General features: G+C 60.4%; 17 protein-coding genes. 10 read left to right on the forward strand and 7 right to left on the reverse strand.

All coding sequences use genetic code 11. From position 1 onward, the window contains the following. Nucleotides 1-10 precede the first annotated feature (10 nt). The 4 genes from NPS58_RS11635 to NPS58_RS11650 all read left to right on the forward strand — a co-directional run bounded on the left by NPS58_RS11635 (nt 11) and on the right by NPS58_RS11650 (nt 2,528). Nucleotides 11-193 (forward strand): LysM peptidoglycan-binding domain-containing protein, encoded by a 183-nt coding sequence (locus tag NPS58_RS11635; RefSeq protein ID WP_274115500.1) that lies wholly within the window; start codon nt 11-13, stop codon nt 191-193. Further along, the gene (locus NPS58_RS11640; protein WP_274115501.1) at nt 190-468 is read left to right on the forward strand and encodes a hypothetical protein; all 279 of its coding nucleotides are present in this window, start codon (nt 190-192) and stop codon (nt 466-468) included. The genes NPS58_RS11635 and NPS58_RS11640 overlap by 4 nt, the downstream gene beginning before the upstream one ends. Nucleotides 469-838: 370 nt before the next feature. Beyond that, on the forward strand, nt 839-1,759 hold the full coding sequence (locus NPS58_RS11645) for a hypothetical protein (protein ID WP_274115502.1): 921 nt from the start codon (nt 839-841) through the stop codon (nt 1,757-1,759). Nucleotides 1,760-1,973: 214 nt separating this feature from the next. Then, nucleotides 1,974-2,528 carry a hypothetical protein gene (locus NPS58_RS11650; RefSeq protein WP_274115503.1) on the forward strand — a complete coding sequence of 185 codons (555 nt, stop codon included), beginning with the start codon at nt 1,974-1,976 and terminating at the stop codon, nt 2,526-2,528. Between the two features lie 58 nt (nt 2,529-2,586). Here the strand turns inward: NPS58_RS11650 and NPS58_RS11655 are convergent, their stop codons facing one another. From NPS58_RS11655 to ccoN, 5 genes are all read right to left on the reverse strand, one after another. Beyond that, nucleotides 2,587-3,162, reverse strand: a complete 576-nt coding sequence (locus NPS58_RS11655; RefSeq protein ID WP_337994266.1) for a formylglycine-generating enzyme family protein — start codon at nt 3,160-3,162, stop codon at nt 2,587-2,589. 524 nt (nt 3,163-3,686) lie between these two features. Next, entirely contained in the window at nt 3,687-4,388 is a 702-nt protein-coding gene (locus NPS58_RS11660) for a formylglycine-generating enzyme family protein (RefSeq protein ID WP_274115504.1), read from the reverse strand. Then, a complete protein-coding gene (locus NPS58_RS11665) occupies nt 4,313-4,675 on the reverse strand; it encodes a hypothetical protein (RefSeq protein ID WP_274115505.1) in 363 nt (120 codons plus the stop codon). The genes NPS58_RS11660 and NPS58_RS11665 overlap by 76 nt, the downstream gene beginning before the upstream one ends. Before the next feature lie 507 nt (nt 4,676-5,182). Continuing rightward, complete coding sequence (locus NPS58_RS11670; RefSeq protein WP_274115506.1) at nt 5,183-5,395, reverse strand: cbb3-type cytochrome c oxidase subunit 3; 213 nt, start codon at nt 5,393-5,395, stop codon at nt 5,183-5,185. 10 nt (nt 5,396-5,405) lie between these two features. Continuing rightward, nucleotides 5,406-6,833: a cytochrome-c oxidase, cbb3-type subunit I gene (ccoN, locus tag NPS58_RS11675; RefSeq protein WP_274115507.1), complete on the reverse strand. Its 1,428-nt coding sequence runs from the start codon at nt 6,831-6,833 to the stop codon at nt 5,406-5,408. Nucleotides 6,834-7,276: 443 nt separating this feature from the next. Here ccoN and NPS58_RS11680 point away from each other — a divergent pair, with 443 nt between their 5' ends. Genes NPS58_RS11680 through NPS58_RS11705 form a run of 6 tightly spaced genes read left to right on the forward strand, consistent with a single transcriptional unit; the run spans nt 7,277 to nt 13,644 of the window. Beyond that, nucleotides 7,277-8,878: a phosphopantetheine-binding protein gene (locus tag NPS58_RS11680; protein WP_274115508.1), complete on the forward strand. Its 1,602-nt coding sequence runs from the start codon at nt 7,277-7,279 to the stop codon at nt 8,876-8,878. After that, the gene (locus tag NPS58_RS11685; protein ID WP_274115509.1) at nt 8,865-10,442 is read left to right on the forward strand and encodes a class I adenylate-forming enzyme family protein; all 1,578 of its coding nucleotides are present in this window, start codon (nt 8,865-8,867) and stop codon (nt 10,440-10,442) included. The genes NPS58_RS11680 and NPS58_RS11685 overlap by 14 nt, the downstream gene beginning before the upstream one ends. A 37-nt stretch (nt 10,443-10,479) precedes the next feature. Next, entirely contained in the window at nt 10,480-11,406 is a 927-nt protein-coding gene (locus NPS58_RS11690; RefSeq protein ID WP_274115510.1) for an alpha/beta hydrolase, read from the forward strand. 12 nt (nt 11,407-11,418) lie between these two features. After that, on the forward strand, nt 11,419-12,102 hold the full coding sequence (gene rpe, locus NPS58_RS11695) for a ribulose-phosphate 3-epimerase (RefSeq protein ID WP_274115511.1): 684 nt from the start codon (nt 11,419-11,421) through the stop codon (nt 12,100-12,102). A 35-nt stretch (nt 12,103-12,137) separates the two neighbouring features. Then, nucleotides 12,138-13,223, forward strand: a complete 1,086-nt coding sequence (hemE, locus tag NPS58_RS11700) for a uroporphyrinogen decarboxylase (protein WP_274115512.1) — start codon at nt 12,138-12,140, stop codon at nt 13,221-13,223. Beyond that, the gene (locus tag NPS58_RS11705) at nt 13,216-13,644 is read left to right on the forward strand and encodes a MarR family winged helix-turn-helix transcriptional regulator (RefSeq protein WP_274115513.1); all 429 of its coding nucleotides are present in this window, start codon (nt 13,216-13,218) and stop codon (nt 13,642-13,644) included. The genes hemE and NPS58_RS11705 overlap by 8 nt, the downstream gene beginning before the upstream one ends. A gap of 84 nt (nt 13,645-13,728) precedes the next feature. Here the strand turns inward: NPS58_RS11705 and mobA are convergent, their stop codons facing one another. Both mobA and NPS58_RS11715 read right to left on the reverse strand, forming a co-directional pair. Then, complete coding sequence (gene mobA / locus NPS58_RS11710) at nt 13,729-14,304, reverse strand: molybdenum cofactor guanylyltransferase MobA (protein WP_274115514.1); 576 nt, start codon at nt 14,302-14,304, stop codon at nt 13,729-13,731. A 60-nt stretch (nt 14,305-14,364) separates the two neighbouring features. Next, nucleotides 14,365-17,493: an efflux RND transporter permease subunit gene (locus NPS58_RS11715; RefSeq protein ID WP_274115515.1), complete on the reverse strand. Its 3,129-nt coding sequence runs from the start codon at nt 17,491-17,493 to the stop codon at nt 14,365-14,367. Nucleotide 17,494: the final 1 nt, after the last annotated feature.

Below are 17,494 nucleotides of genomic sequence, written 5' to 3' on the forward strand. Positions count from 1 at the left end.
ACGATATGTGATGGACACCCCCTACACGGTTCAATCCGGCGATACACTGAGCAAGATCGCCCAACGCCATGGCCTTACCGTGGCGGATCTTCAGGCGCTCAACCCGATTGTCAAAAATCCGGATCACATCCTGCCTGGCTGGCAACTGCGGCTTTCCGGTTTCCCGGCACAACTGGATCTGCCACCCCCGTGAATGCCAATAGCATCACCAGCGTTGCCATCGAGGGGCAGCCCGAGTGCCACGAGGAGCTGGTGGACGTTGCCCACATCCCTGGCCACAGCCACTTCTACGTTCTGACCCACAAGCAGGCAAAAGCGCTGAAACAGGAAATCAGTGCGGTGCAAAAGCTGATGGACGAACTGCACCGCAACCTGGCCGATGCCTTGCCCAGCGCGCAGTGCAAGAAAAACAGGCACCCGACGCCGTCTGCGCCTGTTCTGCCTGTGTCAAAGAGGCCTGGACGGTGAAGGCTGAAGGCGCGGATCTACTGGTGCGTGAGCCCCGCGCTACAGCGCCCGCAAGCCCACCGCCGAGCTCCGACCAAGACCTGCAAGGGCAATTGGCAACGCTACAAAGCGCCCGTGACTGGTATCAGGCCTACACGCCGCCGTGGAAACCCTCGTCGCTATTCGAAAGCAATTGGAAAAAACTGCAGAACAAAAAAATCCTCGAACTGGATAAACAGATCAACGCCCTGCGCGTGCAACTGGCCGCCCAGCGCCAGGACAAACCACAAGGCAGCCGCCCCCTGACAGCGGCGCCATACCCGACCTCAAACATGGCAAGGGCCGCAGCGGCGCCCACCAACTGGGCCGGCAAACCCGAACCGGTATCAACGTGGTCGAAGTCATCCTGTTCAGCGACCCCAGCCGCCGTCACTACATCTCCACTCGCTACCACGAGACCACCCAGTGGCGTACCCGAGTCTCCACCCAGGTACTGGCCGGCAAGCCCTTGGGTAAATCCTTGGCCAGGGAGCTGATCAACGACATCAAGTCGGCGATCAGCACCACGCGCAAGGTTGGCCCGCTGGGCGGCCTGGAGGCCAAGCTCAGCAGTTGGAATAACGAGGACGACACTGAGTTCAGCCAGTGGCTCAACCCCGTGCTCAACGCCCTGCACCAGGAAGTCGCCTGGCGCTCGAACCACAGCGACGCCTCACGCGTTGCCGTCACCGCAGAAGCCCATGCCTTGCGCTTCGCCGCCATCGCCAGTGCCGGCGTGAACAGCTGGAACCCCAGGGAGGGCACCATCGATGTGGGCGTCAAAGGCAATGCGGCGTTCTCGCTGGCCGAAGCCAGTGTGGCGTTGCACAGCTACTTTCCCGACCAGGGTGGCTACGTCGCCAGCATTGTCTACCGCAACGCCCTGGACCAGGCAGTGACCCACCCCATTGGGGTCTTCCGCCTGCACGGCAAATTGGAGCTTTCCTGCTTTGCAGGTGTCAGGGCACAAGCTGAGGCAGGGGTTGCCACCGGCTACAGGCCCAGCGAAACCTCGGCCGGTGCGACCGCCTTGCTGGGCCCGCCGACAGTGGCCATCACCCCCACGGCAGCGTTGGCGTCAAGGCGGATGGTTTTGCCGGCGCCCAACTGGGTGGCGCACTCAGTGGGGCGTTTCAATGGGTCGCGCCCGACGATCAAGGCAAAGGCCCCGCCGTGCTTGGGCAAAGCAATGCCGACGGCAACTGGAAGGATCTGGCGAGGATTAATCTGGAGGGGAATGCGGCGGCGGGGGTGGGGCTGGCGGGGAGTTTAGGATTGAGATCTCGGAAGACCGGTTGGCGGTTACCTGCAGTGGTTCGGTGGTATTTGGCCCTGGGGCAGGCGGTAGTTTTGCTACGGTCGTAGATCTCGAGCAGGTCGGTAGGTTGGCGTGGTTGTTCTGTAATGCGTTGGCGGCGGTGGATTATCGGTATTTGATGGGAGTGACAGGGGATGCATTCGCCTACCTCTGTTCTGGACTGTATAAGATGGCAACTTCTCCTATTACGTTGGTCGCTGAGGGTTTCAAGGAGGGGCACGACGAAATGGCCGTTTGGTGGCAAAAACGTAACGCGACTAAATCGGAAGCCTATCATTTGGCCAAATATATCAACAATAATAAAAGTACTAAAACCATGGAGATCAAAGGCCAGTATTTACCCTTTAGTGCACTGCCGCCCGAGACGCTGGGACCGATGGTCTATCTGTTAACCGAAGGGTTTGTCGAAAGTTTCAACGAAGAGCAGGAGCAAGCCCTGGTGATCCTGCTGTCAGAAATCAAGACGTGGCGCCAGTTTATCAAAACGCTGGAGCACTGCTCACCCCATGGAGGGAAAGTGAACGCCATGGAAAGCCTGGAGCGAATCAACGCCTTGCTGGATGGCTATGAGCAGAATCAGTTCAACTACTTTATTGAAGGCTTGGCAATGCACCAGGCTTCGGCCCGCTCAACCCAGCTGGCGTGGAAAACCAGTCAGCCCTGGTACAAAGAAAAAACATTATTAGCCGCTCGTGGTAGTGGGCGTTTTGACGGCTTGGTGTGAGATGAGTAGTTAGCTATATGATAGCGGCGCCGCAAGGCGCCGCTATTGTTTATGTCATTTAGAGCGGTTTCTCCGATTGAACTGCACAACGAAAGCTTGTACCTGGAAAATATCCATTTCTTTCTGGATTATCCACCCAACGCCTCACGGTGCTGGCAGAAAGAACAGGGCCTTCACCAATATTGGCGCCACGGCGAATTCGCTGCGTACCCGTTTCTGGTCCGTGGGGGTTTTCGAGGGGAGAGTGGCGATAATAATCTTCACCATACCAATCATTGACCCAGTCGGTGGCATTGCCCGACAGGTTGTAAATGCCTAATGGGTTAGGAACAAACTTGTCTACTGGAAAGGTGCGACTCTCGTCGGGATGTGGAAAGTTGCGATCATAGTTCAAGCTGCCGTTATCGGTCGGAAACATCACATACCGGCCACGACTACGCGCGGCATACTCCCACTGCGCCTCGGTCGGCAGGTCCACAGGGTAACCACTGAGTTCCCCCAGCCAACCACAATAATCCTTGGCCTCCTGCCAGCGTTTAGTCGGGGCCGGCAGGTTGGGTTGATAGAGCCACTGTAAGTCTTCGCGCTTTCGATCTTCAAGATCAAATACGGGCTTGCCTTGAGCAATAAAAATAAATCAAAATCACCCAGTTTTGTCTGGAACTTCGACAGGTGATAGCTGCTCAGCTTGACCGGGTGAACGAAGTCATCATTGCCGCGAAAACTGATCCTCCCCATCTGATACCGATCCACGCCACAAGGCCAGTCACATAAGTCGTACGGGTTGTCATCGAACGGCCAGCCAAAGTCGCCCATCTCGAACTCGCCTCCCTCCACGAACACCATATTGTCCAGTGACTGCACCACGGTATTGAGCAGCTTGCTCCGTGTTTCAGCGGAGAGCTTCGGGTACTTCTGGTCGATGGTTGCAGCAATCCGGGCGACTTTGTCTGGCGAGAGTTTCTGGCTTTGGGGAAGAGGCAACGATTGCGCCTGGCAGCCGGCAAGTAGAAAAATACAAAGCGGCAAGAGTGTCAGCCTTGGCATCAAGGAATGTCCCTATATGAAAAGACCGTGGCCGTTTTGACGACTAGGTCTAAAGTGAGTAGTTAGGGTGATGATAGCGGCGCCGAAAGGGGCCGCTATTGTTTATGTCACTTAGAACGGCCTCTCCGATTGAACTGCACAGCGAAAGCTTGTTCCTGGAAAATATCCATTTCTTTCTGGGTCATCCCCCCAGCGCCTCACGGTGCTTGCAGAAAAAACTGGGCCTTCACCAATATCAGCGCCACGGCGAATTCGCTGCGTACCCGTTTCTGGTCCTTGGGGGTTCTCGAAAGGAGAGTGGCGATAGTAACTTTCACCATACCAATCATTGACCCAGTCGGTGGCATTGCCCGACAGGTTGTAAATGCCTAATGGGTTAGGAAAGAATTTATCAACCGGAAAGGTGCGGCTCTCGTCGGGATGTGGAAAGTTGCGATCATAGTTCAAGCTGCCGTTATCGGTCGGAAACATCACATACTGGCCGCGACTACGCGCGGCATACTCCCACTGCGCCTCGGTCGGCAGGTCCACAGGGTAACCACTGAGCTCCCCCAGCCAACCACAATAATCCTTGGCCTCCTGCCAGCGTTTAGTCGGGGCCGGCAGGTTGGGTTGATAGCGAAATTGCAAGTCTTCACGTTTACGCAGTTCAAGGTCAAATAGCGGCTTGCCCTGTGCGATAAAAAACAAGTCAAAATCACCTCGCGTCGTTTGGAACTTCGACAGGTAGTAGCTACTCAGCTTGACCGGATGAACGAAGTCGTCCTCACCAAAAAGGTGATCCTCCCCATCTGATTCCGATCCACGCCACAAGGCCAGTCACATAAGTCGTACGGGTTGTCATCGAACGGCCAGCCAAAGTCGCCCATCTCGAACTCGCCTCCCTCCACGAACACCATATTGTCCAGTGACTGCACCACGGTATTGAGCAGCTTGCTCCGTGTTTCAGCGGAGAGCTTCGGATATTTCTGGTCGATGGTTGCAGCAATCCGGGCGACTTTGTCTGGCGAGAGTTTCTGGCTTTGGGGAAGAGGCAACGATTGCGCCTGGCAGCCGGCAAGTAGAAAAATACAAAGCGGCAAGAGTGTCAGCCTTGGCATCAAGGAATGTCCTTATATGAAAAATTTGATAGCCGCAGTGTATCTGTTCACTCTTGCCGATTTTAAGGCTCGACAACAGTAATTTGTAATTTCGCTAAATTAGCGATAATTCCTAGTGCACAATAAGATATTTCCTACATCGATACCCTGCAGGTCCTGCGTACTGAAGTAATATTGATTCTCTTTCGTCGTTTCGCCATCAACGGATAAGCCGTGCGGTCAGAGTCATGAAGCTCGTCCATGAAATACCTTGCGCCTGTAGGCGTAGTCGCCCGTATTGCGTAAGCAGCGCCGAGATTGCTTTCTGGAAAGTTCGACAGGCCGCCCGGTTTTGTGCCGGGTCATGGTGGGGGAGTGTGAGCGTGGGCCTTATAGGCAGCGTCGGGGTAACTCGGTCCCGGGAGGTCCCAAGTTTGCGTGGGAAATTTCGCTTTCGATTCGGTGGGTCAGGTAGCGTGCGGATGGATCGCCGGCAATGCCTGCCAGCAGTCCATCCGGCACATCACGTCAGGCTTTGAGCGCCACGTCCGGCTTTACCGCCGGCACCGGCTTGCCAATTGCCCGTTCAACCCGTTGCGCCACCAATGGGTCGTCGGCAAAGGGCATCAGGCTGACCTGATCGTCTACCTCGCAGTCATGGCCCCGTAGGCAGGCACTGGTGACCAGGTAGAAGAACAAGACGCCGCTCAGGCAATACAGTGCATACAGCCACTCGTTCATTGGAGGCTCCTCAGGCGATGCGGGCGTTGTTCAAGGCCAGGTGCTCGTCGGCGACCCGCACCGTGCGCCAGGTGTTGTAGGCCATCAGCAGCATGCCGGCGAGGAAGCACGCGCCACCGATGAAGCGCACCAGGAAGCCCGGGTGGCTGGCTACCAGTGCCTCGACGAACGAGTAGGTCAGGGTGCCGTCGTCGTTGGTGGCGCGCCACATCAGGCCCTGGGTGATGCCGTTGACCCACATCGAGGCGATGTAGAGCACGGTACCGATGGTGGCCAGCCAGAAGTGCGCGTTGATCAGGCTGATGCTGTACATGCGCTCGCGACCGAACACCTTGGGGATCATGTGGTACAGCGAGCCGAAGGTGATCATCGCCACCCAGCCCAGGGCGCCGGCGTGTACGTGGCCGATGGTCCAGTCGGTGTAGTGCGACAGGGCGTTGACGGTCTTGATCGCCATCATCGGGCCTTCGAAGGTCGACATGCCGTAGAACGCCAGCGACAGCACCAGAAAACGCAGGATCGGGTCGTCGCGCAGCTTATGCCAGGCCCCGGAGAGGGTCATCATGCCGTTGATCATGCCGCCCCAGCTAGGCGCCAGGAGGATCAGCGACATGGCCATGCCCAGCGATTGCGCCCAGTCGGGCAGGGCGGTGTAGTGCAAGTGATGCGGGCCTGCCCAGATGTACAGGGTGATCAGTGCCCAGAAGTGCACGATCGACAGGCGATAGGAGTACACCGGACGACCGACCTGCTTGGGCACGAAGTAGTACATCATCCCCAGGAAGCCGGTGGTCAGGAAGAAGCCCACGGCGTTGTGGCCGTACCACCACTGGACCATGGCATCGGTGGCGCCGGAGTAGACCGGGTAGGACTTGAACCAGCTCACCGGGATCGACAAGTGATTGACCACGTGCAACATGGCGATCACCACGATGAAGGCACCGAAGAACCAGTTGCCGACGTAGATATGCTTGGCCTTGCGACGCAGCAGGGTGGCGAAGAACACCACACCGTAGGCCACCCAGACAATCGCCATCCAGACTGCACCGGTGAATTCGATCTCGGCGTATTCCTTGGTGGTGGTCAGGCCCAGCGGCAGGCTGACCAGCATGATCACGATGGTCGCTTGCCAACCCCAGAAGGTGAAGGCGGCCAGCTTGTCGCTGTACAGGCGCACCTGGCAGGTGCGCTGCACCGCGTAGTAGCTGGCGGCGAATTGTGCGCTGCCGGCGAAACCGAAGATCACAAGGCTGGTGTGCAGTGGGCGCAGGCGGCCGAAGCTGGTCCACGGCAGTTCCAGGTTCAGCTCCGGCCAGACCAGTTGCGAGGCGATCCAGACACCCATGGCCATGCCGACGATGCCCCAGAACACCGTCATGACCACGAATTGTCGGACCACTTTGTAGTTATAGGCCTGCGCCTGTTGATGTGTGCTCATGGCTTTTTTCCACAGTTCCTGTATGGCTCGCTCTGCCGTGGGGGCAGAGCCCTGGCGCACTGTAGGAAGCTGAAGCGATGCAAAACAGACTCAGAAACCTGGCAGAACTACGGATCAGATAAATGCCCCGTATCCATTGGGTGTGAAGCGCACTGTTATGGGCAAGGTGTGGCGAAAATACGCTGTGCTGTGTTTGCCGGCGGGTGAACTGTGGCTTTAAGCCGCAGCCCGGCGAACATGGAATTACCTTGACATCACCGTAATCGTGGACGCAGAATTTCGACAAACTTTGCGCGCAAAGTTTTAGGCGCGAGACGATAGATCGTGTCAGAGATGCGCAATTTGCCTTGAAGCCAAACCGCTATGGGGTTTGTGCGAAGGCGCTTACACAACGGGGCGACGCCGCTGCGGCGGCAGACTATAAGAACAGAAGGGAGCATAAGATGAAGCTTTCCAAGGACCTGGTTCTCCAGGCCAAAGCGACGTTCGGGACACCCACCTACCTCTATGATGAAGCCGTGTTGCGCGGCAGTTTCAATGAATTGCGCGACGCGTTGCCCGATTGTGTGGACATCTTTTATGCATTGAAGGTCAACCCGAACCTATCGCTGGTGAAACTGATCCGCTCATACGGTGGCAACGCCGAAGTCTGTTCGCTGGCGGAGCTGGAGATAGCCCTCAAGGCCGGTGTTACCCCCCAGGACATCATCCTGCTGGGCCCTTACAAAAAGCCCGAAGAGCATCGTCGGGCGCTGGAAGTAGGGGTGTTCGCCATCGTGGTAGAGTCCGAGAGCGAGTTGCGCAAGTTGTCTGCCCTGGCTGGGGAGCTGGGCTGTGACGCACCGGTCGCCATTCGCATCAACCCCAATTTCTCCGCCGCAGGCTCGCCATGGAAGATGGGCGGGCGGCCGACGCACTTCGGTATCGAAGAAGACACCGCAGTGGCCAATTTTGCCCAGTACCTGGCGTTGCCCAACATCAGGATCAAGGGCATCCACGTCTACAACGGCACCAAGATTCTCGATGCTCAGTCGGTGTACGACAACGCCGAGTACATTCTGGGGCTGTATCGCAGCCTGAGCCGCCGCTACAACCTGGACCTGCGCATGGTCGACGTTGGCGGCGGCCTGGGTATCAAGTACTACGAAAACGAAAAGGAACTCGACACCGCCCAGCTCAAGCAGTTGCTGGCACCCCTGTTCAACGCCTTTCATCATGAGTTCCCCCGCACTCGGATCATTCTGGAGTCAGGGCGTTTCGTTGCCGGCAAGTGCGGGTCGTTGCTGGTAACGGTCGACAACATCAAGGAAAACCACGGCAAGACCTTTGCCGTGACCGACGGTGGCACCAACTGCCACGGTGCGGCGGCCGGCAGTGGCCAGGTGCTCAAGCGCAACTTCCGGATCGTCAAGGCCACCGGCGACAATGGTGGGCCGCTGCGTGAGTACCATATCTCCGGGCCGCTCTGCAGCCCGGACGACCTGCTGGGGCGGGATGTACAGCTGGAGGCCTTGCGCGAAGGCGACCTGCTGGCGGTGACGGCTTCGGGCGCATATGGGCCCACTGCCTCGCCAACGCTGTTCCACAGCCATGGTCACCCGGCCGAAGTGGTGGTCAGCCACAACCGCTTGTTCCTTGCCCGCGCCCGCCAGAGCGCCGTGGAAATCCGCGACAGCCATACCGATGTGGCCCTCGACGAGTTGCTCGGCACCGCGACCAAGGCAGAGCCGACGCCCATTGCCCAGGTGGCCACCCAGCGCCAGCTCGCCGATATTCTGCGGGTGGTCTTGAAGCTTCCGGAACACGTCGCCATCAGTGCCGACTCGCACCTGCGCGATGAACTTGGGCTCGACTCGCTGACTTCCATGGAGTTGCTAGTGAGCCTTGAGGACGACATCGAAGGCTTCTTCGTCAACCCGGACACCATCACGCCGGGGCATTTCAAGACCGTGGCGACCTTGGCCGGCTACATCGACGCGCATCGCCAGCTCCCTGCGGGCCGTCGAGCGCTGGAGGCTATCGAGGTGCACCATGAAGGCGTCTGAAGTGCTGCTGCAGGATGTGCTGGAAGCACGCAACGGACTGCATCCGGACAAGGCCGCGATCATCTACGCCGATGAAACCTACACCTACGCCCAGCTCGACGAGGCCAGCGCCCGGTTGGCGGCGGGCTTGCAGGTCAACGGCCTGCAGCGCCAGAAACGGGTCGTTCTGTGCCTGGGCAACCGGGTCGAAACGGTCTGTGCCTTCTGGGGCGTGCTCAAGGCGGGGGGCGTGGTCGTCAATGTGGGGCTCGAGACACCGGCCGATGGCCTTGACTACATCGTTCGCGATGCTCAAGCCTCGGTGTTGATCACCACTTCCGAAAAAATGGCCAGCCTGCGGCCTGACACGGCGCAGCTCGCTCACCTCAAACTCGTCGTGCTGCTCGACGGCGACGCGGGCTCGACGCATGTTCAAACCTTCGAAGGCCTGCTGGGGCAGGGGGCTGGCGTGCCGCTACCCAGCGGCAACCTGGACCTGGACCTGGCAGCGATCATTTACACCTCGGGGTCGACCGGGATGCCCAAGGGGGTGATGCTGACCCACCGCAACATGCTGGCGGCGCTCGGCTCCCTGCATACCTACCTGGGCTACAACGAGACCGACAACGTGCTGTGCTCATTGCCGCTGTCGTTCGACTACGGCCTGTACCAGATGATCATGGCCATGAGCGCCGGCGCCACCCTGGTGCTGGAGAAGGAATTCACCTGGCCGATTTTCCTGATCAAGAAGATTCGCCAGTACCAGGTCACGGTGATTCCGTTCGTGCCGACCATGCTGGTACTGCTGCATGAATATGCGCGCAAGCGCGAGGCGACCTTTCCGGACGTGCGCATGGTCACCAACACCGGTGCTGCCCTCAAGGCGCCGCATATTGCGCAGATGAAAGCGCTGTTCCCCCAGGCACAGATCTATTCCATGTACGGGCTGACCGAGTGCAAGCGTTGCACCTACCTGCCGCCGGAAGATATAGACAGCAAGCCCGGGAGTGTCGGCATTGCCATCCCCAACACCGAGCTGTGGCTGGTGGACGATGAGGACATGCGCATCGACGAGCCCCATCAGGTCGGCCAGTTGGTGATTCGCGGGGCCACGGTGATGGCCGGCTACTGGCGCAACCCGGCAGCCACGGCGCTCAAGCTCAAGCCTGGGCGCTATCCGGGTGAAAGCGTGCTGTATACCGGTGACTACTGCAGCCTGGATGAAGATGGCTATTTGTATTTCCGGGGCCGTATGGATCAGATGATCAAGTCCCGGGGCATGAAGGTCAGCCCCAGCGAAGTGGAGGGCTATCTCTACGCCATCGAAGGTGTCGAGGCCGCCGCGGTGGTAGGCGTCGATCATGCGGCGGCCGGTGAGGGGCTGTGGGCCTTTGTCACCCTGGCCCAGGACTCGCAGTTGACGGTCGCCCAGTTGCTCGAACGGTGCCGGCAGGGCCTGGAGGCGCACAAGGTGCCGTTGTCGATCTCCATTGAAAATAGCCTGCCGCGAACTGCCAACGGCAAGTTCGACCTCCAACAGTTGCATCAGCAGGCCTGCAACACCCAGATGGCGGTGGCGGGATGAGTTGTCGCGGCGCGCGATCACAGAGGAAGGGCAATCCATGAGTGTGGGAAGCAGAGGCCGCGATCAAACGCTGGACGTCAACGGCAACCACTTTGCCTTGCGCACCTGGGGCAACGAAGACGCTCATCCGGTGCTCGCCCTGCATGGCTGGCTGGACAATGCGGCCTCCTTCGAACGTATCGCGCCCTTGTTGCGCGATCATTTCGTGGTGGCCCCGGATCTTGCCGGCCACGGTCGCTCCGAACACCGTCGTGCCGACAGCGGCTATTACCTGTGGGAACACGCCGACGATATGAACGCCCTGGTCGAGAGCCTGGGCTGGAAGCGCTTTTCGGTGCTCGGTCACTCCATGGGCACGGGCGTGGCGTCGATTCTTGCGGCCATGAATCGCAACATCGACAGCCTGGTGTTCATCGATGGGATGGGGGCTCCGTTCGCAGTGCCCGAAGGCAGCACGGTCGAGCACATGCGCAAGGCCCAACGGTTGTTGCGCCTGGCATTGCGTACGCGCCTGCACGGTTTCAGCGGCCCTGAAGAAGCCCGGTTCAGCAGCCTGGAGGCTGCCATCGCCGAGCGACGCAACAGCATCGACGGCAGCCTCAGCGCAGAAGGTGCGAGGCTACTGGCGATGCGCGACCTGATCAACCTCGGTCATGGCTACCGCTGGCGTCATGACCCGCGGCTGGTGCTGCCGGAACTGCTACCGTTGACCGAGCGCCAGGCCTGCGAGTTCCTGCAACAGATCACTTGCCCGCTGCACCTGTTGCTCGGGCGCCAGGGCCTGTTCGCAGGCAGTCGATTCGACAAGCGCAAGCACGCCTTGCCCCTCAATACCCGGGTGCACTGGCATGACGGCGGCCATCACTTTCACCTCGATGCACCCAAGCCTGCATTGATTGCCCAGATCAGCGCTGCACTGGGGCAGGGGGCGTCAGGGTTGTTGCAACGATTAGTCAATGAGTAATGGAGTACGCGCGTGAAAGAGTTCTGGATTGCACCTTCGATTCTGGCGGCCGACTTCGCCCGTTTGGGTGAAGAAGCCGAGCAAGTGCTCGCCGCCGGTGCCGATGTCATCCATATCGATGTGATGGATAACCACTATGTACCCAACCTGACCATGGGGCCGCAGTTCTGCAAGGCCTTGCGCAGCCACGGCATCACCGCGCCGATCGATGTACACCTGATGGTGTCGCCAGTGGACAGCATGATCCAGGCCTTTGCCGAGGCCGGTGCCGATTATATTTCCATCCACCCGGAGGCAACCCTGCACCTGGACCGCTCGGTACAGTTGATAAAGGACCTGGGCTGCAAGGCAGGCCTGGTGTTCAACCCCGCCAGTACCCTGGACGCCGCTCATTACTTGATGGACCGACTCGACCTGATCTTGCTGATGTCGGTCAACCCCGGCTTTGGTGGCCAGCGTTTCATTCCCCAGGTGTTGCCCAAGATAGCCGCAGCGCGCAAGCTGATCGATGACAGTGGTCGTGACATTCGCCTGGAAGTTGACGGTGGAGTCAATCTCGAGACTATCGGCCAGGTGGCGGCAGCCGGTGCCGACATGTTTGTGGCCGGCACGGCGATTTTTGCCCAGACTGACTACCGTGCCACGATCTCGGCCTTGCGCCGTGAAATGGCCAATGCCGTACCCAGCCGCCCCTGACTGGCGGTCTTTCCAACGATTCTCGCGAATCCAGCATGAGTTACCCGTCCTTGCACAATAATTCCTTCATCAAGGCCTTGCTGCGTCAACCGACGCTACACACGCCGGTGTGGCTGATGGGGCAGGCCGGTCATCATTTGCCCGAGTACCGCCAGTTGCGGGCAAAGGCCGGTTGCTACCTGTCACTGCTCAAGTACCCTGACTACACCACCGAGGCCACACTGCAGCCGTTCCGGCACCTGAACCTGGATGCGGCAGTGGTCACCAGCGATATCCTCACCCTGGCCGATGCCATGGGCCTGGGGTTGTACTTCGTCAATGGCCAGACGCCACGGTTGCGTCATCCGCTGCGCGACGAGAAAGCCATCCACCGCCTGCGTGTGCCAGAGCCGCGAGCCCAGGAGTACCTCTACCAGTCGGTGGCACAGTCGCGTCGGGCGCTGGAAGGCAAGGTACCGCTGATCGGCGTTGCCGGCAGCCCCTGGAGTCTGGCGTGCTACATGGTCGAAGGCGGGCCTCCGGGGGACTTCCAGTTGATCAGGCGGATGCTCTATCGGCGTCCGGAACTGCTGCATCGACTGTTGTTGACCACCAGCCAGGCCGTGGCTGCCTCACTGAACGCCCAGATCGAAAGCGGAGCCCAGGTCGTGATGCTGCTTGATCCATTTGCCGGGGCGTTGGCCAATGGCATGTATCAACGCTTTTCGCTGTTCTATGCCCGCGAAGTGCTTGCGCGGGTACACAAGAGCCACCACGGGCATCGTGTGCCATCCGTTCTCTACACTCGCGGTGCCAGCCAGTGGTTAGTGGACATGACCCAGAGCGGAGTCGATTGCCTGGGACTTGATAGCAGCTATGACCTGGGCATGGCCCGGCAATTGGTGGGCAATACGGTGGCCCTTCAGGGCAACCTCGATCCGGCCGTGCTTCTGGGCGATGAAGCCTGCATCCGCCGGGAAGTGCAGCGCACGTTGCAGGCCTTCGGTCCTGCCACCGCCGGGATGGGGCACGTATTCAACCTGGGTCAGGCCGTGTTGCCTTCGACCCCACCGCAGGCCCTGGCGGTATTGGTGGATGCGGTGCATGCGTACAGCCAGGTCAAAGGAGGTGTGCATGCTTGACCCGACGTTCGACTTCGACAAGATGCTGTGCTTTTCGCTGTACTCCACGGCAAACGCGATGGTGCGCGACTATGCCGAGCCGCTCAAGAAACGTGGCGTAACGTACCCGCAACTGCTGGTTATGGCCGGGTTGTGGGGGAAGGACGACGTCTCGATCAGCACCCTGAGCGAGCTGACGCTGTTCGACCTGGGGACCTTGACGCCCATCGTCAAGCGCCTGGCCGACAATGGCTTTATCACCGTCTACCTTGACCCGACCGACCGTCGTCGACGCAACCTGCTACTCACCGACAAGGGCCGCGAGCTCAAGGCCGAGGCTGCCAAGGTATTCAGCAACATGGCGTGCAAGATCGACCTTGGCGAGAGTGAGGTCCAGCAGGTGCTGAACGTGTGCCACCGGATTCGGTCGCGGTTGCGTTGACTTCGTCGCGGGGCAAGCCCGCTCCCACCCTAAAGGCACACATACCCTTTGTAGGCGCGGGCTTGCCCCGCGACCTGGCCTCGGTCAGCGGGCCAGAAACGCCGGCGAATTGAAGTTGCACAGCCGCACATCATCCTCGTCACACTCAAGCGCCTGCATCGGATGGGCCAGCAATGCCCGCTGCAAGCTGCGCTCGCCCTGTTGCCAGCGTTGTTCAAGATCCCCAGACAGGGCCTTGGGTATCACACTGAACATCGGTTGCCAGAAACCGCCCTGGCGTACCATGCACGGTTGCTGGTATTCAACGGCCTTGGCCAGCAACGCGAGGACCAGCGCCGTGTCGATCTGCGGTGCATCGCACGCCAGCACCAACAGCCACGGATGCTGGGCCACGGCAAGGCCCGCCAGTACTCCGGCCATGGGGCCGGGGAAGTCCGCTTCAGGGTCGCAGACCAGTTGATCGGCATAGGGCCGGTACTGTTCGAGGTTGCGGTTGCAGGAAATGATCAGGTCGTCGGTCAAGGGCCGGACCACGGCCTGGACGTGGGCGATCAGTGGTGTGCCATGCCAGGCCACCAGGCCTTTGTCCTGGCCGCCCATGCGCAGGCCTCGGCCACCGGCCAGCAACAGAGTGGAGAAGGAGGGGGCGGCGAGTGTCATGGTGAAGGTTCCTGGCGAGTCAGCCATTTACCTTCCCATGCACGCCGCCGACTGTCCAGATCAGTGCGGGTCAGCCGCCGGTTGCGGCTGTTGCAAGTGCGCCCGGCGTTTGCTGGTCAGGCGCATCACTACTACAAAGAACACCGGTACGAAGACCACGGCCAGCGTTGCGCTGAGCATGCCGCCGATCACCCCGGTGCCGATGGCTTGCTGGCTGGCGGAGCTGGCGCCGGTGGCGATCGCCAGCGGCACTACGCCGAGGATGAACGCCAGCGAGGTCATGACGATGGGCCGCAAACGCAAGCGCGCGGCCTGGACCGTGGCATCGACCAGGTCATGGCCCTCATCGACCAGGCTCTTGGCGAACTCGATGATCAGGATCGCGTTCTTCGCCGACAGGCCGATCAGGGTGATCAGGCCGACCTTGAAGAACACATCGTTAGGCATCCCGCGCAGGCTCACCGCAATCACCGCGCCCAACACACCCAGCGGCACCACAAGCAGCACCGCGGTGGGGATCGACCAGCTCTCGTACAGCGCTGCCAGGCACAGGAACACCACCAGCAACGACAAGGCCATGAGCATTGGTGCCTGGGAACCGGACAAGCGCTCCTGCAACGACAGGCCAGTCCACTCAAGGCCCATGCCCGGTGGCAACTGCTCGACCAGGCGCTGGATTTCTTCCATGGCCTGACCCGAGCTGTAGCCAGGTGCCGGCTCGCCGGACACCGCAACCGCCGGATAGCCGTTGTAGCGAGTCAGTTGCACGGGGCCGGTGATCCACTTGGCCTGCACAAAGGCCGCCAGCGGGACCATCTTGCCGCTGCTGTTGCGCACGTGCATTTTCAACAGGTCTTCAACCTGGCTGCGCTGGTCGCCTTCGGCCTGTACCACCACCCGCTGCATGCGTCCCTGGTTGGGGAAGTCATTGACGTAGTTGGAGCCCACAGCGGTGTTGAGCACGTTGCCGATGTCGGCAAACGACACCCCCAGGGCATTGGCCTGCTTGCGGTCAACTTCCAGTTGCACCTGCGGGCTTTCGGCCAGGGCACTTTCACGCACGTTGACCAGCATCGGGCTTTTCTCGGCATCGGCCAGCAACTGGTCACGGGCCGCCATCAGCGCCCGGTGGCCAAGCCCGCCACGATCCTGCAGGCGAAACTCGAAGCCACTGGAGGTACCCAGGCCGTCCACGGGAGGCGGCAGCACCGAGTAGGCAATGGCATCCTTGAACTGGCTGAAGGCGGCATTGGCACGGTCGGCAATGGACTGGGCGCTGTCATCGGCACCGCGCTCGGACCAATCCTTGAGGGTGGTGAACCCCAGCGCTGCGTTCTGGCCTTCGCCGGAGAAGCTGAAGCCAAGAATCAAGGTGGTGTTGCCCACGCCAGGTTCGGTGGCGTTGTGCGCCTCGATCTGCGCCGCCACCAGTTCGGTGCGGGCCCGGCTGGCCCCCGGCGGCAGCTGGATGTCGGTGATGGTGTAGCCCTGGTCTTCGGTGGGCAGGAACGAGGAGGGCAGTTGGCTGAAGCCATAGACCAGGCCCGCCACCAGCACACCATACACCATCAGGTAGCGACCGCTACGCTTGAGGGCCTGGATCACCCAGCGCTGGTAACCGTGGGTCAAGCGTTCGAAAAACCGGTTGAACCAACCGAAGAATCCGCTTTTTTCGTGGTGCTCGCCCTTGGCGATGGGCTTGAGCAAGGTGGCGCACAGGGCTGGGGTCAGGCTCAGGGCCAGGAATGCCGAGAACAGGATCGATACCGCCATCGATACCGAGAACTGCTGGTAGATCACACCCACCGAGCCCTGCATGAAGGCCATCGGCAGGAACACCGCCACCAGCACCAGGGTGATGCCGACGATGGCGCCGGTGATCTGGCCCATGGCTTTTTTGGTCGCGTCCCGGGGCGATAGGCCTTCTTCGCTCATGATCCGCTCGACGTTCTCCACCACCACGATGGCGTCGTCCACCAGGATGCCGATGGCCAGCACCATGCCGAACAGGGTCAGCACGTTGACCGAGAAGCCCAGCGCCAGCATGGCGGCAAATGTGCCGGCCAAGGCCACCGGTACCACCAGGGTCGGGATCAGGGTGTAGCGGATGTTCTGCAGGAACAGGAACATCACCGCGAACACCAGGGCCATGGCTTCGAGCAGGGTGGTGATCACCTGCTGGATCGAGACCTTGACGAAAGGCGAGGTGTCGTAGGGGATGTCGAACTTCGATCCCGGCGGCAGGTAGCGCGACAATTCATCGAGCTTGCTGCGCACCAGGGTGGCGGTCTCCATGGCATTGGCGCCCGGCGACAGCTTGACGCTGAAGGCGCTGGTCGGCTTGCCATTGAGGCGGGTGCCGTACTGGTACTCCTGGCTACCGATCTCGACCCGGGCGACATCGCCAATGGTCACGCGCGAGCCGTCCGGATTGGCGCGCAGGACAATGTCGGAGAACTCCTGCACGGTGCTCAACTGGCCGTGGATGACCACGTTGGCGGTGATTTCCTGGGTGCCGGTGCCGGGCAGGTTGCCAATGCTGCCGGGGGCAACCTGGGCGTTCTGTGCGGCGATCGCTTCGTTGACGTCGTCGGGGGTGAGGTTGAAGCCGATCAGCTTCTGCGAGTCGAGCCAGATCCGCATCGCCCTTTCGGAGCCATACAACTGCGCCTTGCCGACGCCCTTGAGGCGGCGGATTTCGTTCATCACGTTGCGCGCCAGAAAGTCGCTCAACGTCACTTCATCGAGGCTTCCGTCCTCGGCGGTCAGGGTCACCATCAGCAGGAAGCCGGTCGATACCTTCTCCACCTGCAGGCCTTGCTGGATGACCGGACGCGGCAGGCGGGACTCGACCACCTTCAGGCGGTTCTGTACATCCACCTGGGCCAGGTCCGGGTTGGTACCGGGCTCGAACGTCGCGGTGATGGTGGCGCTGCCCAGGCTGCTCTGCGAGCTGAAGTAGAGCAGGTTGTCGGCACCGTTGAGCTCTTCCTCGATCAGGCTCACCACGCTTTCGTCGACCGTTTGCGCCGAGGCACCAGGGTAGATCGCGTAGATTTCCACCTGCGGTGGGGCGACGTCCGGGTACTGGGCCACCGGCAACTGTGGAATTGCCAGGGCGCCAGCCAGCAGGATGAACAGCGCGACCACCCAGGCGAATACCGGGCGGTCAATGAAAAACTGCGGCATG

Source organism: Pseudomonas putida, from assembly GCF_028682455.1.
Taxonomy (GTDB): Bacteria; Pseudomonadota; Gammaproteobacteria; order Pseudomonadales; family Pseudomonadaceae; genus Aquipseudomonas; species Aquipseudomonas putida_AA.

Bases quoted from the DNA above. Each gene is read 5' to 3' on its own strand.
- NPS58_RS11635 (WP_274115500.1), top strand. From the start codon at position 11: ATGGACACCCCCTACACGGTTCAATCCGGCGATACACTGAGCAAGATC.
- NPS58_RS11650 (WP_274115503.1), top strand. From the start codon at position 1,974: ATGGCAACTTCTCCTATTACGTTGGTCGCTGAGGGTTTCAAGGAGGGG.
- NPS58_RS11665 (WP_274115505.1), bottom strand. From the start codon at position 4,675: ATGCCAAGGCTGACACTCTTGCCGCTTTGTATTTTTCTACTTGCCGGC.
- NPS58_RS11670 (WP_274115506.1), bottom strand. From the start codon at position 5,395: ATGAACGAGTGGCTGTATGCACTGTATTGCCTGAGCGGCGTCTTGTTC.
- ccoN (WP_274115507.1), bottom strand. From the start codon at position 6,833: ATGAGCACACATCAACAGGCGCAGGCCTATAACTACAAAGTGGTCCGA.
- NPS58_RS11680 (WP_274115508.1), top strand. From the start codon at position 7,277: ATGAAGCTTTCCAAGGACCTGGTTCTCCAGGCCAAAGCGACGTTCGGG.
- NPS58_RS11685 (WP_274115509.1), top strand. From the start codon at position 8,865: ATGAAGGCGTCTGAAGTGCTGCTGCAGGATGTGCTGGAAGCACGCAAC.
- NPS58_RS11690 (WP_274115510.1), top strand. From the start codon at position 10,480: ATGAGTGTGGGAAGCAGAGGCCGCGATCAAACGCTGGACGTCAACGGC.
- hemE (WP_274115512.1), top strand. From the start codon at position 12,138: ATGAGTTACCCGTCCTTGCACAATAATTCCTTCATCAAGGCCTTGCTG.
- NPS58_RS11705 (WP_274115513.1), top strand. From the start codon at position 13,216: ATGCTTGACCCGACGTTCGACTTCGACAAGATGCTGTGCTTTTCGCTG.
- mobA (WP_274115514.1), bottom strand. From the start codon at position 14,304: ATGACACTCGCCGCCCCCTCCTTCTCCACTCTGTTGCTGGCCGGTGGC.
- NPS58_RS11715 (WP_274115515.1), bottom strand. From the start codon at position 17,493: ATGCCGCAGTTTTTCATTGACCGCCCGGTATTCGCCTGGGTGGTCGCG.